At 64.4% G+C, this 18,421-nt stretch carries 20 protein-coding genes; 6 read left to right on the forward strand and 14 right to left on the reverse strand.

Going from position 1 to position 18,421, the window contains the following annotated elements; all coding sequences use genetic code 11:
* Positions 1-69: 69 nt before the first annotated feature.
* Complete coding sequence (gene cmoA, locus ISO4_RS08970) at positions 70-834, reverse strand: carboxy-S-adenosyl-L-methionine synthase CmoA (RefSeq protein ID WP_194855968.1); 765 nt, start codon at positions 832-834, stop codon at positions 70-72.
* Between the two features lie 77 nt (positions 835-911).
* Positions 912-1,775, reverse strand: a complete 864-nt coding sequence (locus tag ISO4_RS08975) for a metal-dependent hydrolase (protein WP_142949607.1) — start codon at positions 1,773-1,775, stop codon at positions 912-914.
* A gap of 85 nt (positions 1,776-1,860) precedes the next feature.
* On the opposite strand from ISO4_RS08975, the gene ISO4_RS08980 reads away from it, so the two are divergent.
* Positions 1,861-2,889, forward strand: a complete 1,029-nt coding sequence (locus ISO4_RS08980; protein ID WP_194855969.1) for an AraC family transcriptional regulator — start codon at positions 1,861-1,863, stop codon at positions 2,887-2,889.
* 21 nt (positions 2,890-2,910) lie between these two features.
* Here ISO4_RS08980 and ISO4_RS08985 read toward each other — a convergent pair whose 3' ends face one another.
* The 6 genes from ISO4_RS08985 to ppa all read right to left on the reverse strand — a co-directional run bounded on the left by ISO4_RS08985 (position 2,911) and on the right by ppa (position 7,812).
* On the reverse strand, positions 2,911-3,564 hold the full coding sequence (locus ISO4_RS08985; RefSeq protein WP_228548021.1) for a tetratricopeptide repeat protein: 654 nt from the start codon (positions 3,562-3,564) through the stop codon (positions 2,911-2,913).
* Positions 3,561-4,358, reverse strand: a complete 798-nt coding sequence (locus tag ISO4_RS08990) for an SDR family oxidoreductase (protein WP_194855970.1) — start codon at positions 4,356-4,358, stop codon at positions 3,561-3,563. The genes ISO4_RS08985 and ISO4_RS08990 overlap by 4 nt, the downstream gene beginning before the upstream one ends.
* Positions 4,342-5,037, reverse strand: coding sequence for a TenA family transcriptional regulator (locus ISO4_RS08995; RefSeq protein ID WP_194855971.1), 696 nt, complete (start codon positions 5,035-5,037; stop codon positions 4,342-4,344). The genes ISO4_RS08990 and ISO4_RS08995 overlap by 17 nt, the downstream gene beginning before the upstream one ends.
* 16 nt (positions 5,038-5,053) lie before the next feature.
* Positions 5,054-6,469 carry an AMP-binding protein gene (locus tag ISO4_RS09000; RefSeq protein WP_194855972.1) on the reverse strand — a complete coding sequence of 472 codons (1,416 nt, stop codon included), beginning with the start codon at positions 6,467-6,469 and terminating at the stop codon, positions 5,054-5,056.
* On the reverse strand, positions 6,453-7,124 hold the full coding sequence (locus tag ISO4_RS09005; RefSeq protein WP_194855973.1) for a thermostable hemolysin: 672 nt from the start codon (positions 7,122-7,124) through the stop codon (positions 6,453-6,455). The genes ISO4_RS09000 and ISO4_RS09005 overlap by 17 nt, the downstream gene beginning before the upstream one ends.
* A 157-nt stretch (positions 7,125-7,281) precedes the next feature.
* Positions 7,282-7,812: an inorganic diphosphatase gene (gene ppa, locus ISO4_RS09010; protein ID WP_194855974.1), complete on the reverse strand. Its 531-nt coding sequence runs from the start codon at positions 7,810-7,812 to the stop codon at positions 7,282-7,284.
* A gap of 180 nt (positions 7,813-7,992) precedes the next feature.
* Between ppa and upp the strand changes: the two genes are divergently transcribed.
* Positions 7,993-8,619, forward strand: a complete 627-nt coding sequence (gene upp, locus ISO4_RS09015; RefSeq protein WP_142949605.1) for a uracil phosphoribosyltransferase — start codon at positions 7,993-7,995, stop codon at positions 8,617-8,619.
* Positions 8,616-9,953 carry a uracil-xanthine permease family protein gene (locus ISO4_RS09020; RefSeq protein WP_194855975.1) on the forward strand — a complete coding sequence of 446 codons (1,338 nt, stop codon included), beginning with the start codon at positions 8,616-8,618 and terminating at the stop codon, positions 9,951-9,953. Before upp ends, ISO4_RS09020 begins: the two co-directional genes overlap by 4 nt.
* A 77-nt stretch (positions 9,954-10,030) precedes the next feature.
* On the opposite strand, the gene ISO4_RS09025 is transcribed toward ISO4_RS09020, so the two are convergent.
* Positions 10,031-10,612, reverse strand: a complete 582-nt coding sequence (locus ISO4_RS09025) for an LOG family protein (protein WP_194855976.1) — start codon at positions 10,610-10,612, stop codon at positions 10,031-10,033.
* Between the two features lie 60 nt (positions 10,613-10,672).
* A complete protein-coding gene (locus ISO4_RS09030) occupies positions 10,673-11,302 on the reverse strand; it encodes a DUF2459 domain-containing protein (RefSeq protein WP_194855977.1) in 630 nt (209 codons plus the stop codon).
* A gap of 70 nt (positions 11,303-11,372) precedes the next feature.
* Between ISO4_RS09030 and ISO4_RS09035 the strand changes: the two genes are divergently transcribed.
* Positions 11,373-12,266 (forward strand): EamA family transporter, encoded by an 894-nt coding sequence (locus ISO4_RS09035; RefSeq protein WP_194855978.1) that lies wholly within the window; start codon positions 11,373-11,375, stop codon positions 12,264-12,266.
* Positions 12,267-12,288: 22 nt separating this feature from the next.
* On the opposite strand, the gene ISO4_RS09040 is transcribed toward ISO4_RS09035, so the two are convergent.
* Genes ISO4_RS09040 through ISO4_RS09050 form a run of 3 tightly spaced genes read right to left on the reverse strand, consistent with a single transcriptional unit; the run spans position 12,289 to position 15,863 of the window.
* A complete protein-coding gene (locus ISO4_RS09040; protein ID WP_194855979.1) occupies positions 12,289-12,483 on the reverse strand; it encodes a hypothetical protein in 195 nt (64 codons plus the stop codon).
* Positions 12,483-13,640 (reverse strand): PepSY-associated TM helix domain-containing protein, encoded by a 1,158-nt coding sequence (locus ISO4_RS09045; RefSeq protein ID WP_194855980.1) that lies wholly within the window; start codon positions 13,638-13,640, stop codon positions 12,483-12,485. Before ISO4_RS09045 ends, ISO4_RS09040 begins: the two co-directional genes overlap by 1 nt.
* A gap of 51 nt (positions 13,641-13,691) precedes the next feature.
* Positions 13,692-15,863 (reverse strand): TonB-dependent receptor, encoded by a 2,172-nt coding sequence (locus ISO4_RS09050; RefSeq protein ID WP_194855981.1) that lies wholly within the window; start codon positions 15,861-15,863, stop codon positions 13,692-13,694.
* Positions 15,864-16,010: 147 nt separating this feature from the next.
* On the opposite strand from ISO4_RS09050, the gene ISO4_RS09055 reads away from it, so the two are divergent.
* Positions 16,011-16,466, forward strand: a complete 456-nt coding sequence (locus ISO4_RS09055; protein WP_228548022.1) for an RDD family protein — start codon at positions 16,011-16,013, stop codon at positions 16,464-16,466.
* A 45-nt stretch (positions 16,467-16,511) separates the two neighbouring features.
* On the opposite strand, the gene ISO4_RS09060 is transcribed toward ISO4_RS09055, so the two are convergent.
* Complete coding sequence (locus tag ISO4_RS09060) at positions 16,512-17,774, reverse strand: 6-phosphofructokinase (protein ID WP_142949598.1); 1,263 nt, start codon at positions 17,772-17,774, stop codon at positions 16,512-16,514.
* A gap of 116 nt (positions 17,775-17,890) precedes the next feature.
* Between ISO4_RS09060 and ISO4_RS09065 the strand changes: the two genes are divergently transcribed.
* On the forward strand, positions 17,891-18,421 hold the full coding sequence (locus ISO4_RS09065) for a hypothetical protein (protein WP_067607063.1): 531 nt from the start codon (positions 17,891-17,893) through the stop codon (positions 18,419-18,421).

The raw sequence follows: 18,421 nt of genomic DNA on the forward strand, positions 1-18,421 counted from the left end.
CCAGGGATGGCCGGGCCGGGCCCTCTAGTGGCAAAAGCCCATCGCCAGGGAAGGCGGGCACCGCGCCCGCTACGCCTTCACCCCCAAAAAACCTGCAAAGTTGTACCACTTAAAGAACATATCCACGTTATCCAGGCCGCTGCGGGCGAGAATCTTGATGTTCTCGTCCGGGCGGTAGGGAATCAGCACGTTCTCCAGCGCTTCCCGCTTTTTGGCGATCTCGGTTTCCGAGTAGCCGTTGCGCTTTTTCATGTCGTAGTAGAGCTTGATCCACAGCCGGTTGAGCAGGGCGTCGCTGCCCAGCACCTTTTCCACCAGGATCAGCACGCCGCCGGGGTTGAGGCCGTCCACCACCGAGCGCAGCAGGCTCTCCCGATTGACCGGACGCACGAACTGCAGGGTCAGGTTGAGCACCACCACGGAGGCGTTCTCGATCAGGATGCCGTCGTTCAGGTCGGCGTGCTCCAGCCGCAGGCGGCCGGACTGGTGCTGGCCGCTGAGGTTGTCGCGGGCCTTTTCCAGCATTGCCGGAGAATAGTCTACGCCCACCAGGGTGGCGGCGGCGTCCACCGTGCGGTCCAGGCTTTTCAGTGTGAGGCCGGTGGAGCAGCCCAGGTCGTAGACCCGCGAGCCGGGGGTGGCGAATTCGCCGGCCAGCTCGCCGATCATGCGTTGCAGCTCGCCGTACTGGGGGATGCTGCGATCCAGCATGTCGTCGAACACCCGGGCGGTGCTCTCGCCGAAATCAAAGTCGCTGATCGCCCGGTCCTGTTCGGCGAACAGCCGGTCCTTGCCGGAGGCAGGTTTGGAAGTGGGATCGTTGTCCGAAGTCATGGGTCCGCCTGACGCTGAAAACCGCCCCAAAGGATGAAGGGGCGGTTTTCCGCTGTCCATTTTTTTCGCGGACCGGATCAGGCGGCGGCGGACACCGCCGGCTCGGGCAGGGTGGCGCGCCAGGCGTCCAGCAGGTGGGTGTTGTCGTCCTGCCAGGGGTGGAAGTCCGGGCGCAGATACTGGAACCAGGCCGGGATCGCCGCGCTCACCACGCCGCGGTAGCCGAACATCTTCCACAGGCCCTTGGCCAGGGTCAGCGGCTGGCGGTTAACGCCGTCCTGCTTGAGGAACTGCCAGGTGAAGTAGGCGCTGAAACCGATCAGATAGGCGGTGCCGGTAAAGAAGGTGCGCTGGCGGCGCCAGTAGCCGCCGTCCACGTCCTGATAGAGGTCGAAGGCCACCGCTTTGTGCTCGGTCTCCTCGATGGAGTGCCACACCCACAGGTCACGCACCGACGGGTCCATTTTCTCCACCATGTCGCCGCGCCGCAGAATGGTGTCGGCGAGAATCGCGGTGATGTGCTCCAGGCCGGCGGTGGCGGCCAATTGCTCTTCGGCGCTCAGGTGCTTGCGGCCACCGGCCAGCAGATGCCGGGTTACGCCCAGCGCTTTTTCCACCAGCGCTTCATAGCCCTTGCCGGACACCAGATCGTTGAACGCCTGATGCTCCAGGGAGTGCATCGCCTCCTGGCCGATAAAGCCGGAAATGTCCTTCTGGCGCTGCGGGTCGTCGACCCGGTCGCGGAAGGCGCGCACCGCGTCCACGAAGAAGCGTTCGCCGTCCGGGAAGGTCACCGACAGCACGTTCATGAAATGGGTCAGCACCGGATCGTCGTCGAACCAGTAGCGGGTGTTCTCCAGGCCTTTGAAACGGAAGTTCATGCGGCGCGGCCGAATCGGCAAACGCTGAACGGCGCGGCGGGAACGGGAAAGCAGTTTCATGGCGACTCCGGGGTTTCTGCCATTGATTGATGTCAACAACTATGGTCCAGTCGTGCCTTCCCGTCTTGTTGTGGAGGGCCAACCTGTGGTCGTTTCAGGCCGGACCTGGTTCACCCCCGGTATTCCCGGCATCTATGTGGTGCTGCTGTGCGATGTCCTCCGCGATCTGGGGCATGACCCGGCGGCGCTGCTGAAGACGCTGGGCCTTAAGCGCGAGCAACTGCTGGATCCCGAGTACCGGCTGCCCCTGGAGCAGGCGGACGCCGCCGCCGAGGCGGCCCTGGCGCTGGTCGGCGACGCCGGCCTCGGCTTCCGCTACGCCCGCGCCATGCGCATCACGCTGCACGGCCCGGTGGGGCTGCTGGCGCTGTCCAGCCCCACCATGGACGACGGCCTGGAGGCGGCGCGCCGCTATCTGGGGCTGCGCGCGCCGTTCCTGAGCGTGGAGCGGGTGCCCCTGGCCGAGCGGCGCCAGGCGCTCAGCTTCCGCACCGACTTCAGCCCCGGCCCGATCCAAAACTTCGTCATCGAGGCGATGGTGATCGGCTTCGTCTACATGCTGGAGCAGCTTCTGGAGGCGAGCCCGGAGGGCGCGGAAGTGCACTTCCAGGGCGCGCCGCCGCCGCACGCCGAGGCCCTGCGCAGGGCGGTGCCGGTGCCGGTGCACTACGGCCAGGCGCGGGACGCGCTGATCGTCTCCGAAGCGTTGCTGGCGGCGCGGCCGCGGCTGGCCGACCCGCAGGCGGAAGCCCTGGCCCGGGAGCAGTGCGAACTGGAATTCCGGCGCTGGCGCGCCAATCAGGAAGGGCCTTTGCCCGAACGGGTGCGCGCGGTGCTGCGCGACCACCCGGCACCGCTGCCGGATCTCGCCGATATGGCCGAGCGCCTGGCCACGTCGCCACGCACGCTCAAACGTCACCTTCAACAGGCCGGTCTCACCTACCGGCAGCTTCAGGATGAAGCCCGGTACCGGCAGGCCTGCAAGCTGCTCGGAGAACGGGGCAAGCGGATCAGCGAGGTCGCCTTCGCCGTTGGCTATAACGATGTGGCTAACTTTTCGCGGGCGTTCAAACGCTGGAGTGGTCAGACGCCGAGAGACTATCGCGGCGGCTGACCCCCTTGTGCAACGAAGGTGCTACGAGTCCAGCTGTTTAAGCTTGTCTCGGATTTCCTGCTGGCGTCCCTGGTCGGCGAGCGGCCGTTGCGGACGGGGCGGTGCCTGTAGGGCTTTATTGAAGTAGCGGCGCGCCTCGCTATCGTTTCCCTGGTTGAGCAGGTAATCGGCATAGAAGTAATTGCTGTCGATGCCATCCGGGTTGAGTTCCAGGGCTCTGGTTAACAGCTCCCGGGCTTTGTCGTCGTCGCCAAAGCCGATCGGCCAGCCGGGCACTTGATAATAGAGACTGCCCAAGGACGTCAGCGCGGAGCCGTCCAGACTGGACGGATCCTGCTTGATAGCTTGCTCAAAATCCGCGCGTGCGCTTTTCACCAAAGACAGTGCGCCCAGCCCGCCTTTGACGCCGGCCCAGGTGCTTAATACGATACCGTCCCATATCTTTGCTTCCGGACGCTGCGGGTGTCGTTGGGCGAAGCTTTGCGTGCGCTGCTGGAGAGTCTCGAACTGTTTGGCGCGCTGATCCTCCGGCGATTGATACTGAATTTCCGCCCAGCGTGTTTGTATAGCCAGTAACTCATCGTCGAACGCATCCGCATGGGCTTGCCAAGGGAGCATTACCAGGGCAAGCAGAAAGGCGGTTAAAAAAGGAGTGTTTAATCGGCTCATGGTCATGGGGTCCTGTCTTTCAAATAGTGCTGAATAATCGGGAGTTGTTTGCTTAACGCCTTGTCCACCAGCAGAGGCAGAAGAGCGTTGATACGGACGAACAACTTTTCTGGCCAACCTATAAAAATGCAGGCACGGCGGGACTCCTTTCCCAGCGTTGCCATGATCTCGGCGGCGACGGTATCCGGCGCATCCATGTGATTGCCCAGCGCTTCGTTGAGGGCTTCCACCTCGCTGCCGTTCATCGTCGTGCGTGTCGCCCTGGGCGCCACATAGCGCACACGGATATCGGTGTCGGCCAATTCCCTGCGCAGCGCTTCCACAAAACCTCGCAGTCCGAACTTGCTGGCGCAGTAAGCGCTGTATCCGGGGTAGCCGATGCTGCCGAATGTGGAGCCGACGAACAGATAGGTGCCGTGGCCCCGCCGCCGAAACGCCGGGGTCAGCTCTCGCGCCAGAACCATGGGGCTACGCAGGTTGACGTTGAGCATCTCGTTCAGGCTCCTGTCGTCATTTCCCTCCACATCCACGAAGCGATTCACGCCGGCGCAATGGATCACCCCGTCAGGAACGCCGTATTCGCTGAGCAATGCTTTCAGTTGCTCACCAAGATTGTCGGCGCTCAAATCCAAAGTGGCTTGAATCACCCGCTCCCGGCCTGCCCAGTACCCGCTGGTGGTCGACTTCCGGGCGGTGACGATCACCGTGGCCCCGGCATCCAGAAGCCGGTCCAGCAAGGCGCCACCAATACCACCGCTGGCACCCAGCAGCAGCCAGGTCTGATCAGACAGAGCGGACATCAACGTGCTCCCGGGCAGCGGCCTGTTTCCGTGTGGCGACGGGGATCGCGTGCAGCATGTCGCCATACAGTCGATAGATGACTTGGCTGGCGTGAATAACCGCCTGCTGGTCGTCGCTGCGTTCGATTCGGTTGATCAAGCTGGTAAAGAACTGGAAATGATCCTGATCAAGGGCACCGTGGGAGTACAGATAGCTGAAGGCGTTTTCCGGCAGACCCAGGGTTTTCTGTACCTGTTCGCCCAGCGGCGTGGCGAGCTTGATGCTGGTGCCTTCCAGGACGTGGACCATGCCAAAAAACGACATCGGATTCCCTCTTTGTATCGCGTCGTAGAGCCAGGCGATCATCATCTCGATGGGCCGATCCGGGCGCCCGTTGCGAACGGCTTCCGCGTCCTCGCCCAAGGCCTCCAGATCGTTGAGAATCCATTCCTGATGGCCATATTCGTCGCGGATATAGTCGACCAGCGCTTCCCGTACCCATTCCAGACGTGGCGGTAATCGCGACCCACAGGCCATCATTAACGGCACCGTATGTTTCACATGGTGGTAGGCCTGACTTAAAAAGTAGCTGTAACTGTTCAGGTCAAAGCGACCCTCGGGTATTGCCGTGAGAACCGGAGCCTCCATCAGGTAGGCCCGGGCGTCTTGCGTTTCATGTTCCAACGTTTTGAAAAACATAAAGTGCCTCATGGAATTATGCATAGGAGTGCGAAATTGAAATCGCCGACTTCGGTGGGTAACGCTCGGCGATGGCGTCACGGCGGGGGCGGCCATTCGCTGTGGCCAGGCCGTTGTCGGCAGTAAAGGGTTGATCAGCGAGGGTCAACGCGGCGACGCGGGCGTAGTCCGGTAAGCGACGATTGACCGTCTCAATCTGCTCGTTGATTTGCTCGAGAGTGGTGTTCTCCATGGGGACCACCACGGCGCTCAGGCGCGGTTCGCCATCGCCTTGCACGATGATGCTCCGGATGCCGCTACAACTCTGGAAGGCGCTCTCCACCCACTCCGGGTTGACGTTGCGTCCGAAGGTGGTGATCAGCAGATTCTTGCGACGGCCATGTACATGCAGAAAGCCATCGCTATCCAGGTGGCCCAGATCGCCGGTCGGCCATTCGTCGCCGGCCGGTTGATCGAGATAGCCGCGCATGACGGTGCCGCGGATATGGATCTCCCCCTGATCGTCGATGCGAGCCCGGGCCTGCGGCAGAATCCGGCCCACGCTGCCCGGGCGGTCCGCGCCGGGCAGATTCAGCGCCACCACGGAACCACATTCCGACAGTCCGTACCCTTCGTACACCGGCAAACCATGGTCGCGTGCACGGCCCAGCAATACGGGGTCAATCTTGCCGCCACCCACCGCGATGAATTGCAACGACTCGGGTATCGGCACACCGGCGTCGGCCATCGCGACCAACACGCGCAGCAGTTCCGGAACCAGAATCAAGCTATGGGGGCGCCATTGTTGTAGCCCGCCGAGAAGCTGTCGGGGGTTTAATTGCGAGCTGCCGGTGAAGCCCAGCGAGGGCAGATCAGGCAGCAGCACCCGGGCACCCAACCACAGAGGAACGTAGACGCCGGCGACATTCTCCAGCAGCGTGGCAAGAGGAAGCAGGGCCAGATGGCGGTGCCCGGCGTGGGGCGCCAGGGCTGTCGCCAGCGCGGTGACCGTGCGTTGCACCATGTCATCAGTGAGGCGGACGCCTTTGGGGGTGCCGGTGCTGCCGGACGTGAAGGTGATTTTTGCGAGACCGGACTCGGCGGTGGCCGGTGTGATTCCGGTGAGCGTCAACGCCTGGTTGTCGCTATCGTAAACAGCGTCCAGGCCGGCACTGCGTAGCAAATGCTGCCTTTGCTGGTCGCTGAAAAATGGCGGCACCGGTACCACCGGTATGCCCAGCGCTTGTGCCGCCAGATCGGCGATCACCCAGGCCGGATTATTGCCGCCGCTCAGGGCCACCCGGCGAACCCGGGCGGTGCGCAACTTCTCGGCGAGCGAGCGGACTCTGCGGCAAAGATCAGAAAAGTTGATTTGCTCGTCCGCACTCTCCAGTGCCACGGCCTGGGGCCGTTGGCGGGCGTGTTCCGCCAGACGGTTAAGCAACCACGTCATTGCGGACCTCCGGGCCGGTGAGCCAGCCCTGGCGTACCAGAGAGCGTTGCCCGGGGGGTACATGGCCGAGCATCACCTGGGGATCGTGCTGATAGTAACGGCCCCAGTTGCGGACCTCGTCACCCAGACGGTCCGGCTCGGCCTTGGCCACGCTGACCGGCGACAGCCCCAGGCGGACGAACATGTTCCGCACCTGTACGGTGGCGGTGAACGCAATCCATTCCCCGCCCAGGTTGGCCAGGGCGGCGGTCAGCGCCACGAACAGCATCCGACCGGCGCCGGAGCCGTCGGCGGCGAGATTGGCGACCTCCCAGATGTTCTGACGCGGTACCGGGCTACCCGCCTCCCGGGAGGTCAGCTGTTCCACCGGGTGGTCCAGATAGCGTTCCAGGAAAAGGCGCTGGCCGGCGGCCGGGGTCAGTCCGGCAACGGCCCGGCACGCCCCTGTCTGATCGCGGAGCAGCATCAAAAACGAGGCGGTGATACGCGGGCGCGCCCCATAGTGGCGCCAATAGCGCTGGAGCACGAAGTCCGAACCGTCGCGGAAGCCGGCCTCCGGCGGTCGACACAGCTCCGCGCTAAGCGGCTCGCCGTGCAGTGTCAGGCGGGGGGGCGGTGTCTGTGGCCAGGGTTCGGCGGAGGGCAAAGTCGGCATAACGGTACTCCCGGTTTGAGAGTCCCATTGGCGCTTGCCAACCTTAATGACGTCTTAACGAATTACAAAGAAAACAGCGGGGGCGGGGAACAACATGGGCGCCAGGTGCTGGCCTGCACCCTGCCTGGGGTGAGCCCAGCACCTGGCTTGCGCGCGGTTACTTCTTCTCGAAGGCCGCGACGGACTTGAGGATTTCCTCTTTGGCGGCGGCGGCGTCGGCCCAGCCGTCCACTTTCACCCATTTGCCGGCTTCCAGCTCTTTGTAGTGCTCGAAGAAGTGCTTGATCTGCGCCAGCAGCAGCTCGGGCAGGTCGGTCACTTCCTTGACGTCGTCATAGAGCTTGCTGAGCTTGGTGTGGGGCACCGCCACCAGTTTGGCGTCCTTGCCCGCTTCGTCGGTCATGTTGAGCACGCCCACCGGGCGGCAGCGGATCACGGAGCCGGGCACCACCGGGTAGGGGGTGACCACCAGCACGTCCAGCGGATCGCCGTCTTCGGACAGAGTGTTGGGGATGTACCCGTAGTTGGCCGGATAGAACATGGGCGTGGCCATGAAACGGTCGACGAAGATAGCGTTGCTGTCCTTGTCGATCTCGTATTTGATCGGGTCGGCGTTGGCCGGGATCTCAATGGCGACGTAGATATCTTCGGGAACGTCTTTCCCGGCGGGTACCTGTGTAAAATCCATGGTCTGTCCTTTAAGCGATTGGTCATCGGGCAGGGACCGTGGCGGTGCCCTGTATGAACGGGCGCGGATTATAGCAACCGCGCGCCCCGCCTGGCTAATCGCCGAAAGTCGTAGCGGACGGTGCCTCCCGGCGGCGTGGCGGGTACAATCGCCCCGCGTCTGTATGAGGAGCCCGACACCATGCATGTACATGAAATTGCCCATCCCCTGGTCAAGCACAAGCTGGGGCTGCTGCGGCAGCGTTCGCTGAGCACCCGCAGCTTCCGCCAGCTCACCGCGGAAGTGGCCAGCCTGTTGACCTACGAAGCCACCAGCGACCTGCTGCTGGAGGACTATCAGGTGGACACCTGGATGGGGCCGGTGCCGGCGCAGCGCATCAAGGGCAAAAAAGTGACCGTGGTGCCGATTCTGCGCGCCGGCATCGGCATGCTGGACGGCGTGCTGGAGCTGATTCCCAGCGCCAAGGTCAGCGTGGTGGGGCTCTACCGCAACGAAGAAACCCTGGAGCCGGTGGCCTATTTCGAGAAGTTGGCCCACGGCCTGGAGGAGCGCCTGGCGCTGGTGATCGACCCGATGCTGGCCACCGGCGGCTCCATGGTCGCCACCATCGACATGCTCAAGAAGGCCGGCTGCAGCCAGATCCGCGCCCTGGTGCTGGTGGCGGCGCCGGAGGGCATCCGCCGCGTCCACGAGGCGCACCCGGACGTGACGCTCTACACCGCGTCCGTGGACAAGGGCCTTAACGAAGACGGCTACATCGTCCCCGGCCTGGGCGACGCCGGCGACAAGATCTTCGGCACCAAATGAATATTCTGATCGGCGCCCAGATGCTGTTCGTGGCGTTCGGCGCCATGGTGCTGATGCCGCTGCTCACCGGCCTGGACCCGAGCGTGGCGCTGTTCACCGCCGGGCTCGGCACCCTGCTGTTCCAGTGGATCACGCGGCGCTCGGTGCCGGTGTTCCTGGCGTCGTCGTTCGTGTTCGTGGCGCCCATCGCCCACGGCGTCGAGCAGTGGGGCATTCCCGCCACCATGGGCGCGCTGTTCTGTACTGCGGTGGTCTATGTGGTGCTGGGCGCCCTGGTGAAGTGGCGCGGCCCGGGCTTTTTGCACCGGCTGATGCCGCCGGTGGTCACCGGGCCGATCATCATGGTGATCGGCCTGAGCCTGGCGCCCACCGCGGTGAACTTCGCCATGGGGCTGACCGGCAACGGCGCCGAGCGGGTGTTTCCCTACGGCGAGGCCCTGCTGGTGTCCATGGTGGCGCTGCTCACCACCATGCTGGTGGCGACCCTGGCCCACGGGCTGTTCCGGCTGCTGCCGATCCTGTGCGGCGTGGTGGTCGGTTATCTGGCCGCGCTGGCCCTGGGCATGGTGGATTTCGGTGCCGTGCAACAGGCGAGCTGGCTGGCGGTGCCGGAGTTCGTGGCGCCCACCTTCCACTGGCCGGCGATTCTGTTCATGGTGCCGGTGGCACTGGCCCCGGCCATCGAACACGTGGGCGACGTGCTGGCGATCAGCAACGTCACCGGCAAGGACTACATCAAGAAGCCGGGCCTGCACCGCACCCTCACCGGCGACGGCGTTGCCAGCATGGCCGCCGCCCTGTTCGGCGGCCCGCCCAACACCACCTATTCGGAAGTGACCGGCGCGGTGATGCTCACCAAGGTGTTCAACCCGGTGGTGATGACCTGGACCGCGGTGTTCGCCATCAGCCTGGCGTTCATCGGCAAGGTGGGCCTGCTGTTGCAGAGCATCCCCACGCCGGTGATGGGCGGCATTCTGATCCTGATGTTCGGCTCCATCGCCAGCGTCGGCATGAACACCCTGATCAAGGCGCGGGTGGATCTGCACGCCCAGCGCAACCTGGTGATCGTGGCGGTGACGCTGATCTTCGGCATCGGCGGCATGGTGATGGGCAACGGCGAATTCACCCTGCAGGGCATCAGCCTGTGCGGTCTGGTGGCGGTGATTCTGAATCAGATTCTGCCCGCCGCCCCGGCCACCGCCGACGACCTCCACGAAGAACAGGAATATGTCGAAGATATGCTTAACCACGCCAGGGGCGAGGGTGATCTGTGGGAGCGGGCCCCGCCCGCGAAAGGTGGCGACAGCCACCGGCAGGATTCCAGAGACTCTTAAGGGCGACCTTTGCCGGCCGGCAGGCCGGCCTTTCGCGGGCTAGGCCCGCTCCCACAAAAGCCCGCTCCCACAGCCTGTTACAGGTCGTCTTTCTTCACCCATTGTTTGGCCTGGGGCGGCTGGTAGCCGGCCATGCGGTCGAGCAGGGCGGCGGGCTGTGATTCCACGATCAGCATGCCCCGGTGGTGCGGGCGCAGGAATTGTTCTTCGGTGGCGTGGTCCAGGAAGGTGCCCAGGCCGTCGTAGTAGCCGGCCACGTTGAGCAGCGCGCAGGGTTTGTGGTGCCAGCCCAGCTGCGCCCAGGTCCAGATCTCGAACAGCTCCTCCAGGGTGCCGACGCCGCCGGGCATGGCGACGAAGCCGTCCGCCAGCTCGGCCATGCGCGTCTTGCGCTCGTGCATGGAGCCTGTCACGTGCAGCTCGGTGAGGCCCGGGTGGGCCAGCTCTTTCTCCTGCAGCGCTTGCGGGATCACGCCGGTAACGCGGCCGCCCTCGGCCAGCACCGCGTCCGCCACCGCGCCCATGACGCCCACACTGGCGCCGCCGTAGACCAGCCCCAGATCCCGCGCCACCAGCTCCCGGGCGAACGCCCGCGCCGCCGCCACATAGTCGTCCCGCCGACCGGGGCTGGACCCGCAATACACGCACAGATTCCGCATCGGTTGTTTCTCCTCGCTGGATTAAGGTCTCTACGAAGCCCGCTTTATACCAGAGACCTATTATTCCACGCAGGCACCGGCCTGCCCGTGATCACGGATCTGCGCCATCACGCTCTTGGCGCGCAGGGTCATGAAGGTGCGGATGTCCACGCCGCCGTCGCGCAGCCGCTGGGCGGTCCAGGTGTTGCAGGTGCGCCCGAACCAGAAATGGCCCCGGGCGGGAAAGAAACGGCTGTCGCCGTACAGGCCCGGGTCCGCCGCCAGGGGCCGGCCGTCGGCGTTTAGTTTGAAATCCCCGGCCAGGGCGGCCTGCAACCGTTCCAGGCCCTCGGCGGACAGGCACAGTGCCTGCACATCGCTGTTCGGCAGGTCCGCCGGGTGTTTGTCCAGCCCGACCACGTGCAGCACCGTGTCGGTGGGCCAGAACAGCGCCTTGCCCAGCAGCCAGAGGTTGTCCGTGCGGCGATAGAAGTCGTTGTCACCCCAGCCGATTTCGTACCACACCGGGTCACTGAACCGCTCGTCCAGGAACGCCAGCGGCGGCGCCAGCCGATCCGCCGGCAGCACAATGCCGGTGTGCCAGCGGTGGCGCACCACCAGCACGGTAGCGGTCTCGTCGCCGGCGCGCGCGTCCTCCGGCGCCAGTGTGATCAGCAACGCTGTTACCAGGGCGGCCATCAATGTTTTCATGAGGCGATGTTAGCGATACGCCGGGTGGTTGTAACCCGGCGCGCACCGGCTACCAAGGATGGGAGTGGTTATGCGGAGCGGACAAACGGTGCCCGGCGTCGGCCTGGTGCTGGTGGCATTGGCGGCGCTGTGTTGGGGCGTCTCCGGCGGCATCGCCGGGATACTGATCGAGCAGGGCTGGGACGCCTCGGTGGTGTCGTTTTACAGAGCGGCGGTCGGGCTGGTGCTGGTGGGTGTTTACCTCGCCATTCGCCCCGGCGGCAGCGGTATCCGGCATCCCCGCCTGTGGTTGTGGGCGGTCCTGGCCGGCCTGGGGGTGGCGGGCAACTTCAGCTTCTACTTTCTCAGTATCGCCGAAGGTGGCGTCGCGGTGGCGGCCACGCTGATGTACTCGGCGCCGGTGTTCGTCTACCTGGTAGCGTTCGGCTTCAAGCTGGAGCGGCCCACGCCGGTCAAAGGGCTGGCCATCGCCCTGGTGATGCTCGGCATCGTGCTGCTCACCCGGCTGTACAACGTGGATGTCGGCAAGGTGACGGCGGCGGGTATCGGCTTCGGGCTGCTGGCGGGGGTCTCCTACAGCGTTTTTATCTACGGCTTCAAATACGCCGCCGGCCACGGCAGCCCGCAGGCGGTGCTTACCATCGCGTTGGGCTGTGCCGGCGTGATTCTGCTCGGCGCCAGTGATACCACGCAGGCGGTGGCGGTGTTGAACGCCCCGCAGTGGTGGCTGTTTGCCCTGCTCGGGGTGCTCGGCGCCGGGCTGTCGTTCGCGTTTTATGTGGTGGGCCTGAAGCGCACCGCGCCCACCCTGGCGGTGATCGTCGCCATGGTCGAGCCGGTCACGGCCTCGTTATTCGGCGTTCTGGTGCTGGGGGAGACCCTGGCGCCACTGCAGATTCTGGGTCTGGTTCTGATCCTGGTGACGGTCACCGGACTGAGCCTGTACTCGAACCGGCGCCGTTGAGGCGCGGGCCGTCGGACCTGGCTTAGCGGCGGCGCGCCTTCATGGCCCAGCCGACGATCACCACCGGGGCCGCCAGGCCCACCCAGGACACCCAGTCGAACACACCGTTGCCGAGCAGGGCGGCCAGCAGGCCGACCAGGCTCAACAGCGCGATCAGTGTCGGTGTGGCGAAAATCTGCCAGGGCGTTTTGCGGGTGTTGACCCGTTGCGTGTCCATCAGGGCTTGCCTCCGGCGGGCTGCGCCGGCACGGCGCCGCCGTTTTGCGCGCGGGCGCCGGCCGGGCTGGCGCGCCGGCGCGCCACCCACAGGTAGAGGCCGGTGATCAGCACCACGATGGTGATCACATCCAGCACCGCCCAGAGAATTTTCAGCGGCAGGCCGCCGTAGTCGCCGAAGTGCAGCGGGCCGGACAGCGACAGGGTTTTGTTGTACCAGGGCATTTCGCGCATGTCGGCGAATTCACCGCTGCGGGCGTCCACCAGAGCCGGGGTGATGATGTGTTCTGTCAGCGAGGTGTTGCCGTGCAGGAAGATCGCGAAGTGGTGGTCGGTGGACCAGCCGCCGCCGGGGAAGGCGACGAACTGCAGCGTCATGTCCGGCGCCGCCTCTTCGGCCTGGGCCACGGCGCGGTCCAGCGACGCCATTTCATCCGGCGTGGGCACGGCGGCGTCGTTGTAGCCCTCGGTGAGGTCGGCCAGGGCCTGGGTGCGCCAGGTATCCACGATCGGGGTGGAGAGCGTGTTGATCACGCCGGTGAGCCCCACCACGGTGAGCCAGGCCACGGTGACCACGCCCAGCAGGTTGTGATAGTCGAGCCATTTGATGCGCTTGGAGCGTTCGGTACGCAGGGTGCCGAAATCCAGCTTGCGCATGAACGGCGCGTACAGCACCACGCCGGATACGATGGCGATAAACAACAAAAAGCCCATCGCCCCCAGGAACAGCATGCCGGGCAGGCCCAGGAACATGTCCGTGTGCAGCTTCAGGATGAAGTCCATCACGCCGCCTTCGTGGTGGCCGGGGACCAGCTCGCCGCTGGTGCGGTCGAAGGAGGCGAAATGCATCTCGCCGTCGGAGGCGTCCGGCGTCGGCCCGCTGGTGACGTTGACCACCGGCCGGTCGGTGTCGAAGCTCATGAACAGCGGCACGTGATCGGGCCGGTTTTCCAGCGCCGCGTCCAGCATGTGGTCCAGCGACAGCAGCGGGCCGTCCGGATTCGCCGGTTGCCAGGTGCTGTCGTCCAATGCCGCGTCGATCTCGTCGTGGAAGATCAGCGGCAGGCCGGTCAGGCACAACATCAGCATGAAGGCCGTGCAGATCAGGCTGGTCCATTTGTGTACCGCCGACCAGGCGCGGATGGTGCTCTTTTGCATGTTTGACTGCCTGAGCGCCCCGGTCCGACACCGGGGCGCCTGAGTTGTCGTTTAAAAGTCCAGGGTGGCGGACACCAGCACCGTGCGCGGCGCGCCGATGGTCAGATAGCCTTCGCCTGGATAGCCGCCGGCGGAAGCCCAATAATCCTCGCCGGTGACGTTCTCCACGCGACCGCGCAGGGTCAGGAATTTGGAATCGCTCAATGCGATGAGATAACGCGCGCCCAGGTCCAAACGGGTCCAGCTGTCCACCTTCTGTTCGTTGGCTTCGTCCGCGTACTGCGAACTGGTGTAGATCACCCGGCCGTCCACCGCCAGGTCCGGCATTTGCGGCACCCGGTACTCCAGATTCAGGTTGGCCTGGGTGTCCGGCGAGCCGATGGCGTCGTCGCCGTCCGCGTCCGCGTCGAGGAAGCTGACACCGCCCAGAACCGTCAGGTTCCGGGTGGCGTTGCCGTAGGCCATCAGCTCCACGCCGGTGTTTTCCTGGTCGTCGATTACTTCATAAACGTTGGCGGCGTTGAGGCCGGCGATCGGTTTTTCGCTGCGATACACCGACACACTGCCGCCCAAGCCGCCGCCATCATACTTCATGCCGACCTCGGCTTGTTCGGTGGTGTAGGGATCCAGCCTCTCGTTGGGGTTCACGGCACCATTGCCAAGGCCGGCGCTGTCGCCTTTTTGCAGGCCTTCAATGTAGTTCGCGTAGGCGGACAGTGAGGGCGTGAGCTTGTACAGAACCCCTACGGTCGGCGTGATCTCGTCTTCGTCGTAGCTGGTGTCTGCGTTGCGCACGCCAGTGTCGTAGTCGTAATCGTCGGTTTTCAGCTTCTGGTAACGCGCGCCGAGAGTGACCAGCAGACGCTCATCAAACATGGAAAGTTGGTCGGCCACCGCCAGGCTTTGGAAGCGGGTTCGCGCCGTCAGTTCGGGGTTATCAAGATCGCCGCCGAAGAATGTATTTGCCGGGCGGGGCACTGTTACCGGGTCATAGATATTGCCAGCCACCCCGCCGAACGAAAGCCCATAGGCATTGTCGGATTCGAGCTCATAGGTGGAGCCGGAAACGCTGACCTTATGGCCAATGTTGCCGGTGTCGAAGGCGAAGCGAACACCGGTCTCGCCGGTGATCACAGTGTCTTCCCGTGCGGTATCAAAGCGGCCCGCGGTGTAGTCGCCTTCAGCATTGGCAACATCGGGATTTGCGAAACTTGAATTTTCCTCACCCCGGCGCGCGCCCACGGCGGCCCAGCCGGTTATGTTGTCCGCGAAGTCATACTCGGCGCGGAGTGTGCCGAAGACGTCGTTGGAGTCCGAATAGGTCCAGGGCTGGCCGATGGATTCATCCGCGTCGGGTGCATCGGTGATCGGCACGCCGGGAAGAAAGGTAATGTTAGGCTGGCCGCCGTCGATGCGGTGCTTCTGGAAGCCCAGATCGGCGGACACCCGGAAGTTCTCTTCACGGAAATCCATGCCAAGGTGGGCCATCGAGAGCTCCGCTTCCTCGCCGTCCACGGCGGTGTCGCCGTCGCGGCGCGCCACGTTCAGACGAATGCCGAAGCGGCCGTCGTCGGAGCGGTTGGCCATATCGGCGGCGGCGTAGCCCTGGCCGCCGCTCTGGGTGCCCAGGGTCACCTGGTTGAGTGCCCGGTTCGGCGCGCGCTTGGGTACGATGTTGACGGCGCCGCCCAGGCCACTGCCGCCCGGCGCCGCGCCCTTCAGGAAGGTGTTGGCGCCACGGAACACCTGCACCCGCTCGATGAACTCCGACGCCAGGTACTGGCGCGGCAGCAGGCCGTACAGGCCGTTATAGGTGATGTCGTCCGAATACACCGGCAGGCCGCGCACCAGGTACACCTGCTGGTAGTTGCCGAAGCCGCGCGCCACCCGCACCGCCGGGTCGTTGAGCAGAATCTCGCCGACGCTGGCGGCCTGCTGGTCTTCGATCAGCTGCTCGGTGTAGTTGGTGACGTTGTAGGGGGTCTCCATAACGTCCTGGGCGCCGAGGATGCCGATGCTGCCGCCTTCCGCCACCTGGCCGCCGGCGTAGGCCGGGCTCAGGCCGCCCTCGGAGGCATCGGCGCTGGACTGCACCTCCACCGGGGCCAGGGTGTTGCCGCCGCTGCCTTCGTCGTCGCTGGTTTGCGCGTAGGCGCTGGGAAAGGCGCCGCTGGCGAGAATGGCGAGGGAAAGCGCGGAAAGCCGGAAAGCAGGATGTCGCATGGTGAGCCCCGAATTCGTGTTATGGGTAGTTCCGGGGCGGAATTCTACCCAAAATGAGAATTGCTTGCATTCTCTATCGCGAAGCATGGGCGCCTTTACGCAGGGGTGCTATTTTGTGCATCAGGCGCGTTTACTAAGGAGAGAATAATGACGAACTCTATGTCGCCATACGAGGCCACTCAGACTGTTCTGGGCGAGCAAAATTATAAAGTGGAGCCCGCGAGCAAGTGGCTTCGCTTGCTCAACTTGCTTATCGACTATATTGCCTTTTGGGTTTTAGGCCTTGTGGTGGGGATGGTTATTATCTATGTCTTTGGCATGGAGAACGCGCACTGGCTCGAAGGCGGTTCCGGCTTCGCCATAGGTATTCTCGTACCTCTCGCCTATTACATCCTCGTTGAGGGCGCCACCGGGCGGACACTGGGCAAATTGGTTACCGGAACCCGGGTGGTGAATGCGGCAGGAGGGACGCCGTCTTTCAAGCAAATACTGGGTCGATCACTGGCCAGGTTTATTCCGTTCGAGGCCTTTTCCTTTTTGGGCGACGATGGACGCGGCTGGCATGACAGCATCCCGGATACCTATGTCATCCGATGCCGATAGCCCAGTCCTCATTGGGCCGCCCGGTCCAGGGCGGCCCATTGCAACCTACACCTCGAAGGCGTCGTTGAGCTTCTTCGGCACGGCCACCAGCTTGAGCTGCGCGAACTGGGGCAGGCCGTTCTTGTAGGGCGGGTAGGATTCGCCGCCGATCAGCGGTTCCAGATAGGCGCGGCCGGAGGGGGTGATGCCGAAGCCGTCCTTGCTGATGAACTTGCGCGGCATCTTCTTTTCCACGTTGGCCACTTTGCTGAGCGGCGCCTCGCCGATGGTCCAGGCGTACTTTTTTGTGTCCTTGCGGACAATCGTGGGCATCACCGCGTTTTTGCCGGCGACGGCGAATTCCACCGCGGCGCGGCCCACGGCGTAGGCCTGGTCCACGTCGGTCTTGGAAGCGATATGGCGGGCCGCGCGCTGCAGGTAGTCGCTCACCGCCCAGTGGTATTTGTAGCCCAGCTCGCTCTTCACCATCTGCGCCAGCACCGGGGCCACGCCGCCGAGCTGCTTGTGGCCGAAGGCGTCGGTGGTGCCGGCGTCGGCCAGGAAGGTGCCGTCGGCGGTGCGCGCGCCTTCGGAGACCACGATCACGCAGTAGCCCACCTTCTTGACGGTGTCGTCGACTTTCTTCAGGAACGCCTTCCGGTCAAAGGCGATTTCCGGGAACAGGATGATGTGCGGGGCGTCGTCCGGGTTGTCCTTGGCGAGGCCGGCGCTGGCGGCGATCCAGCCGGCGTGGCGGCCCATCACTTCCATCACGAACACCTTGGTGGAGGTGGCGCACATGCTGGCCACGTCCAGAGACGCTTCGCGGCAGCTCACGGCGGTGTATTTGGCCACCGAGCCGAAGCCCGGGCTGACGTCGGTGATCGGCAGGTCGTTGTCCACGGTTTTGGGCACGTGGATGGCCTGAATCGGGTAGCCCATTTTTTCCGACAGCTGGGAAATCTTCAGGCAGGTGTCGGCGGAGTCGCCGCCGCCGTTGTAGAAGAAGTAGCCGATGTTGTGGGCCTTGAACACTTCGATCAGCCGCTCGTACTCGCGGCGTGAACTTTCCAGGTCCTTGAGCTTGTAGCGGCAGGAGCCGAAGGCGCCGCCGGGGGTGTGCTTGAGCGCTTCGATGGCGCTTTTGCTTTCTTTGCCGGTGTCGATCAGGTCTTCGGTGAGGGCGCCGATGATGCCGTTGCGGCCGGCGTAGACCTTGCCGATGGTCTGCTTGTTCTCCCGGGCGGCTTCGATCACCCCGGCGGCGGATGCGTTGATCACGGCGGTGACACCACCGGACTGAGCGTAGAAAGCGTTTTTGCGCGCCATTGCGGACCTCCTGCTTGAATTGGCGCGCATTTTAGCCTGCCTGGGGCGTCACTAACAGGCTGCCAGGGCATGGTGTCGAGCGCGGCGCTCTGGAACAATACGCGCCGGGAGGAACCATGAACGCTTTATTGAACGTATTCGCCCGCCTGTGCGTATTCCGCCGCGGGCCGGAAGACATGCCCTACGCGCCGCCCCTGGTGGGGATTCTGCTGGCGCTGTGGATGGTGATCCAGTTGCTCAGCGCCGCGCTCCAGGACGGGCTGTCGGTGGCGCAGATGGTGGGCGTGCAGCTGTTGGCCATGGGGCTGCTGCTGGGATCCAGCGCCCTGGTCCTGGCGTTCAAAAACCTGCTGGGCCGCTGGACGCAGACCGCCATCGCCCTGATCGGCGTGGACATCGCGCTGTCGCTGCTGGCCCTGCCGATGCTGCTGATCGGCCACGCCGCCGGCGGCACGCCGTCGATACTGGAGGGCGTCTATCTGCTGCTGGTGAGCTGGCAGCTGGCGGTGCAGGCGTTTATTTTCCACCGCGCCTTCGCCATCGGCCCGTTGCTGGGTCTGGCGATGGCGTTCGGGCTGTTGATTCTCACCTTTATGCTGGTGGGCGCCCTGATGCCGGAAGTGCTGCAGGCCAGCCAGGCGGCGTAA

Source organism: Alloalcanivorax venustensis ISO4 (assembly GCF_015356855.1).
Classification (GTDB): domain Bacteria; phylum Pseudomonadota; class Gammaproteobacteria; order Pseudomonadales; family Alcanivoracaceae; genus Alloalcanivorax; species Alloalcanivorax venustensis.

Coding starts and splice junctions, on each gene's coding strand:
- ISO4_RS09060 (WP_142949598.1), bottom strand. CDS start 17,774: ATGGCGCGCAAAAACGCTTTCTACGCTCAGTCCGGTGGTGTCACCGCC.
- ppa (WP_194855974.1), bottom strand. CDS start 7,812: ATGGATTTTACACAGGTACCCGCCGGGAAAGACGTTCCCGAAGATATC.
- ISO4_RS08985 (WP_228548021.1), bottom strand. CDS start 3,564: ATGACCATGAGCCGATTAAACACTCCTTTTTTAACCGCCTTTCTGCTT.
- cmoA (WP_194855968.1), bottom strand. CDS start 834: ATGACTTCGGACAACGATCCCACTTCCAAACCTGCCTCCGGCAAGGAC.
- ISO4_RS09050 (WP_194855981.1), bottom strand. CDS start 15,863: ATGCGACATCCTGCTTTCCGGCTTTCCGCGCTTTCCCTCGCCATTCTC.
- ISO4_RS09065 (WP_067607063.1), top strand. CDS start 17,891: ATGAACGCTTTATTGAACGTATTCGCCCGCCTGTGCGTATTCCGCCGC.
- upp (WP_142949605.1), top strand. CDS start 7,993: ATGCATGTACATGAAATTGCCCATCCCCTGGTCAAGCACAAGCTGGGG.
- ISO4_RS09035 (WP_194855978.1), top strand. CDS start 11,373: ATGCGGAGCGGACAAACGGTGCCCGGCGTCGGCCTGGTGCTGGTGGCA.
- ISO4_RS09045 (WP_194855980.1), bottom strand. CDS start 13,640: ATGCAAAAGAGCACCATCCGCGCCTGGTCGGCGGTACACAAATGGACC.
- ISO4_RS08995 (WP_194855971.1), bottom strand. CDS start 5,037: ATGTTTTTCAAAACGTTGGAACATGAAACGCAAGACGCCCGGGCCTAC.
- ISO4_RS09025 (WP_194855976.1), bottom strand. CDS start 10,612: ATGCGGAATCTGTGCGTGTATTGCGGGTCCAGCCCCGGTCGGCGGGAC.
- ISO4_RS09055 (WP_228548022.1), top strand. CDS start 16,011: ATGACGAACTCTATGTCGCCATACGAGGCCACTCAGACTGTTCTGGGC.
- ISO4_RS09000 (WP_194855972.1), bottom strand. CDS start 6,469: ATGACGTGGTTGCTTAACCGTCTGGCGGAACACGCCCGCCAACGGCCC.
- ISO4_RS09020 (WP_194855975.1), top strand. CDS start 8,616: ATGAATATTCTGATCGGCGCCCAGATGCTGTTCGTGGCGTTCGGCGCC.
- ISO4_RS09005 (WP_194855973.1), bottom strand. CDS start 7,124: ATGCCGACTTTGCCCTCCGCCGAACCCTGGCCACAGACACCGCCCCCC.
- ISO4_RS08990 (WP_194855970.1), bottom strand. CDS start 4,358: ATGTCCGCTCTGTCTGATCAGACCTGGCTGCTGCTGGGTGCCAGCGGT.
- ISO4_RS09030 (WP_194855977.1), bottom strand. CDS start 11,302: ATGAAAACATTGATGGCCGCCCTGGTAACAGCGTTGCTGATCACACTG.
- ISO4_RS08975 (WP_142949607.1), bottom strand. CDS start 1,775: ATGAAACTGCTTTCCCGTTCCCGCCGCGCCGTTCAGCGTTTGCCGATT.
- ISO4_RS09040 (WP_194855979.1), bottom strand. CDS start 12,483: ATGGACACGCAACGGGTCAACACCCGCAAAACGCCCTGGCAGATTTTC.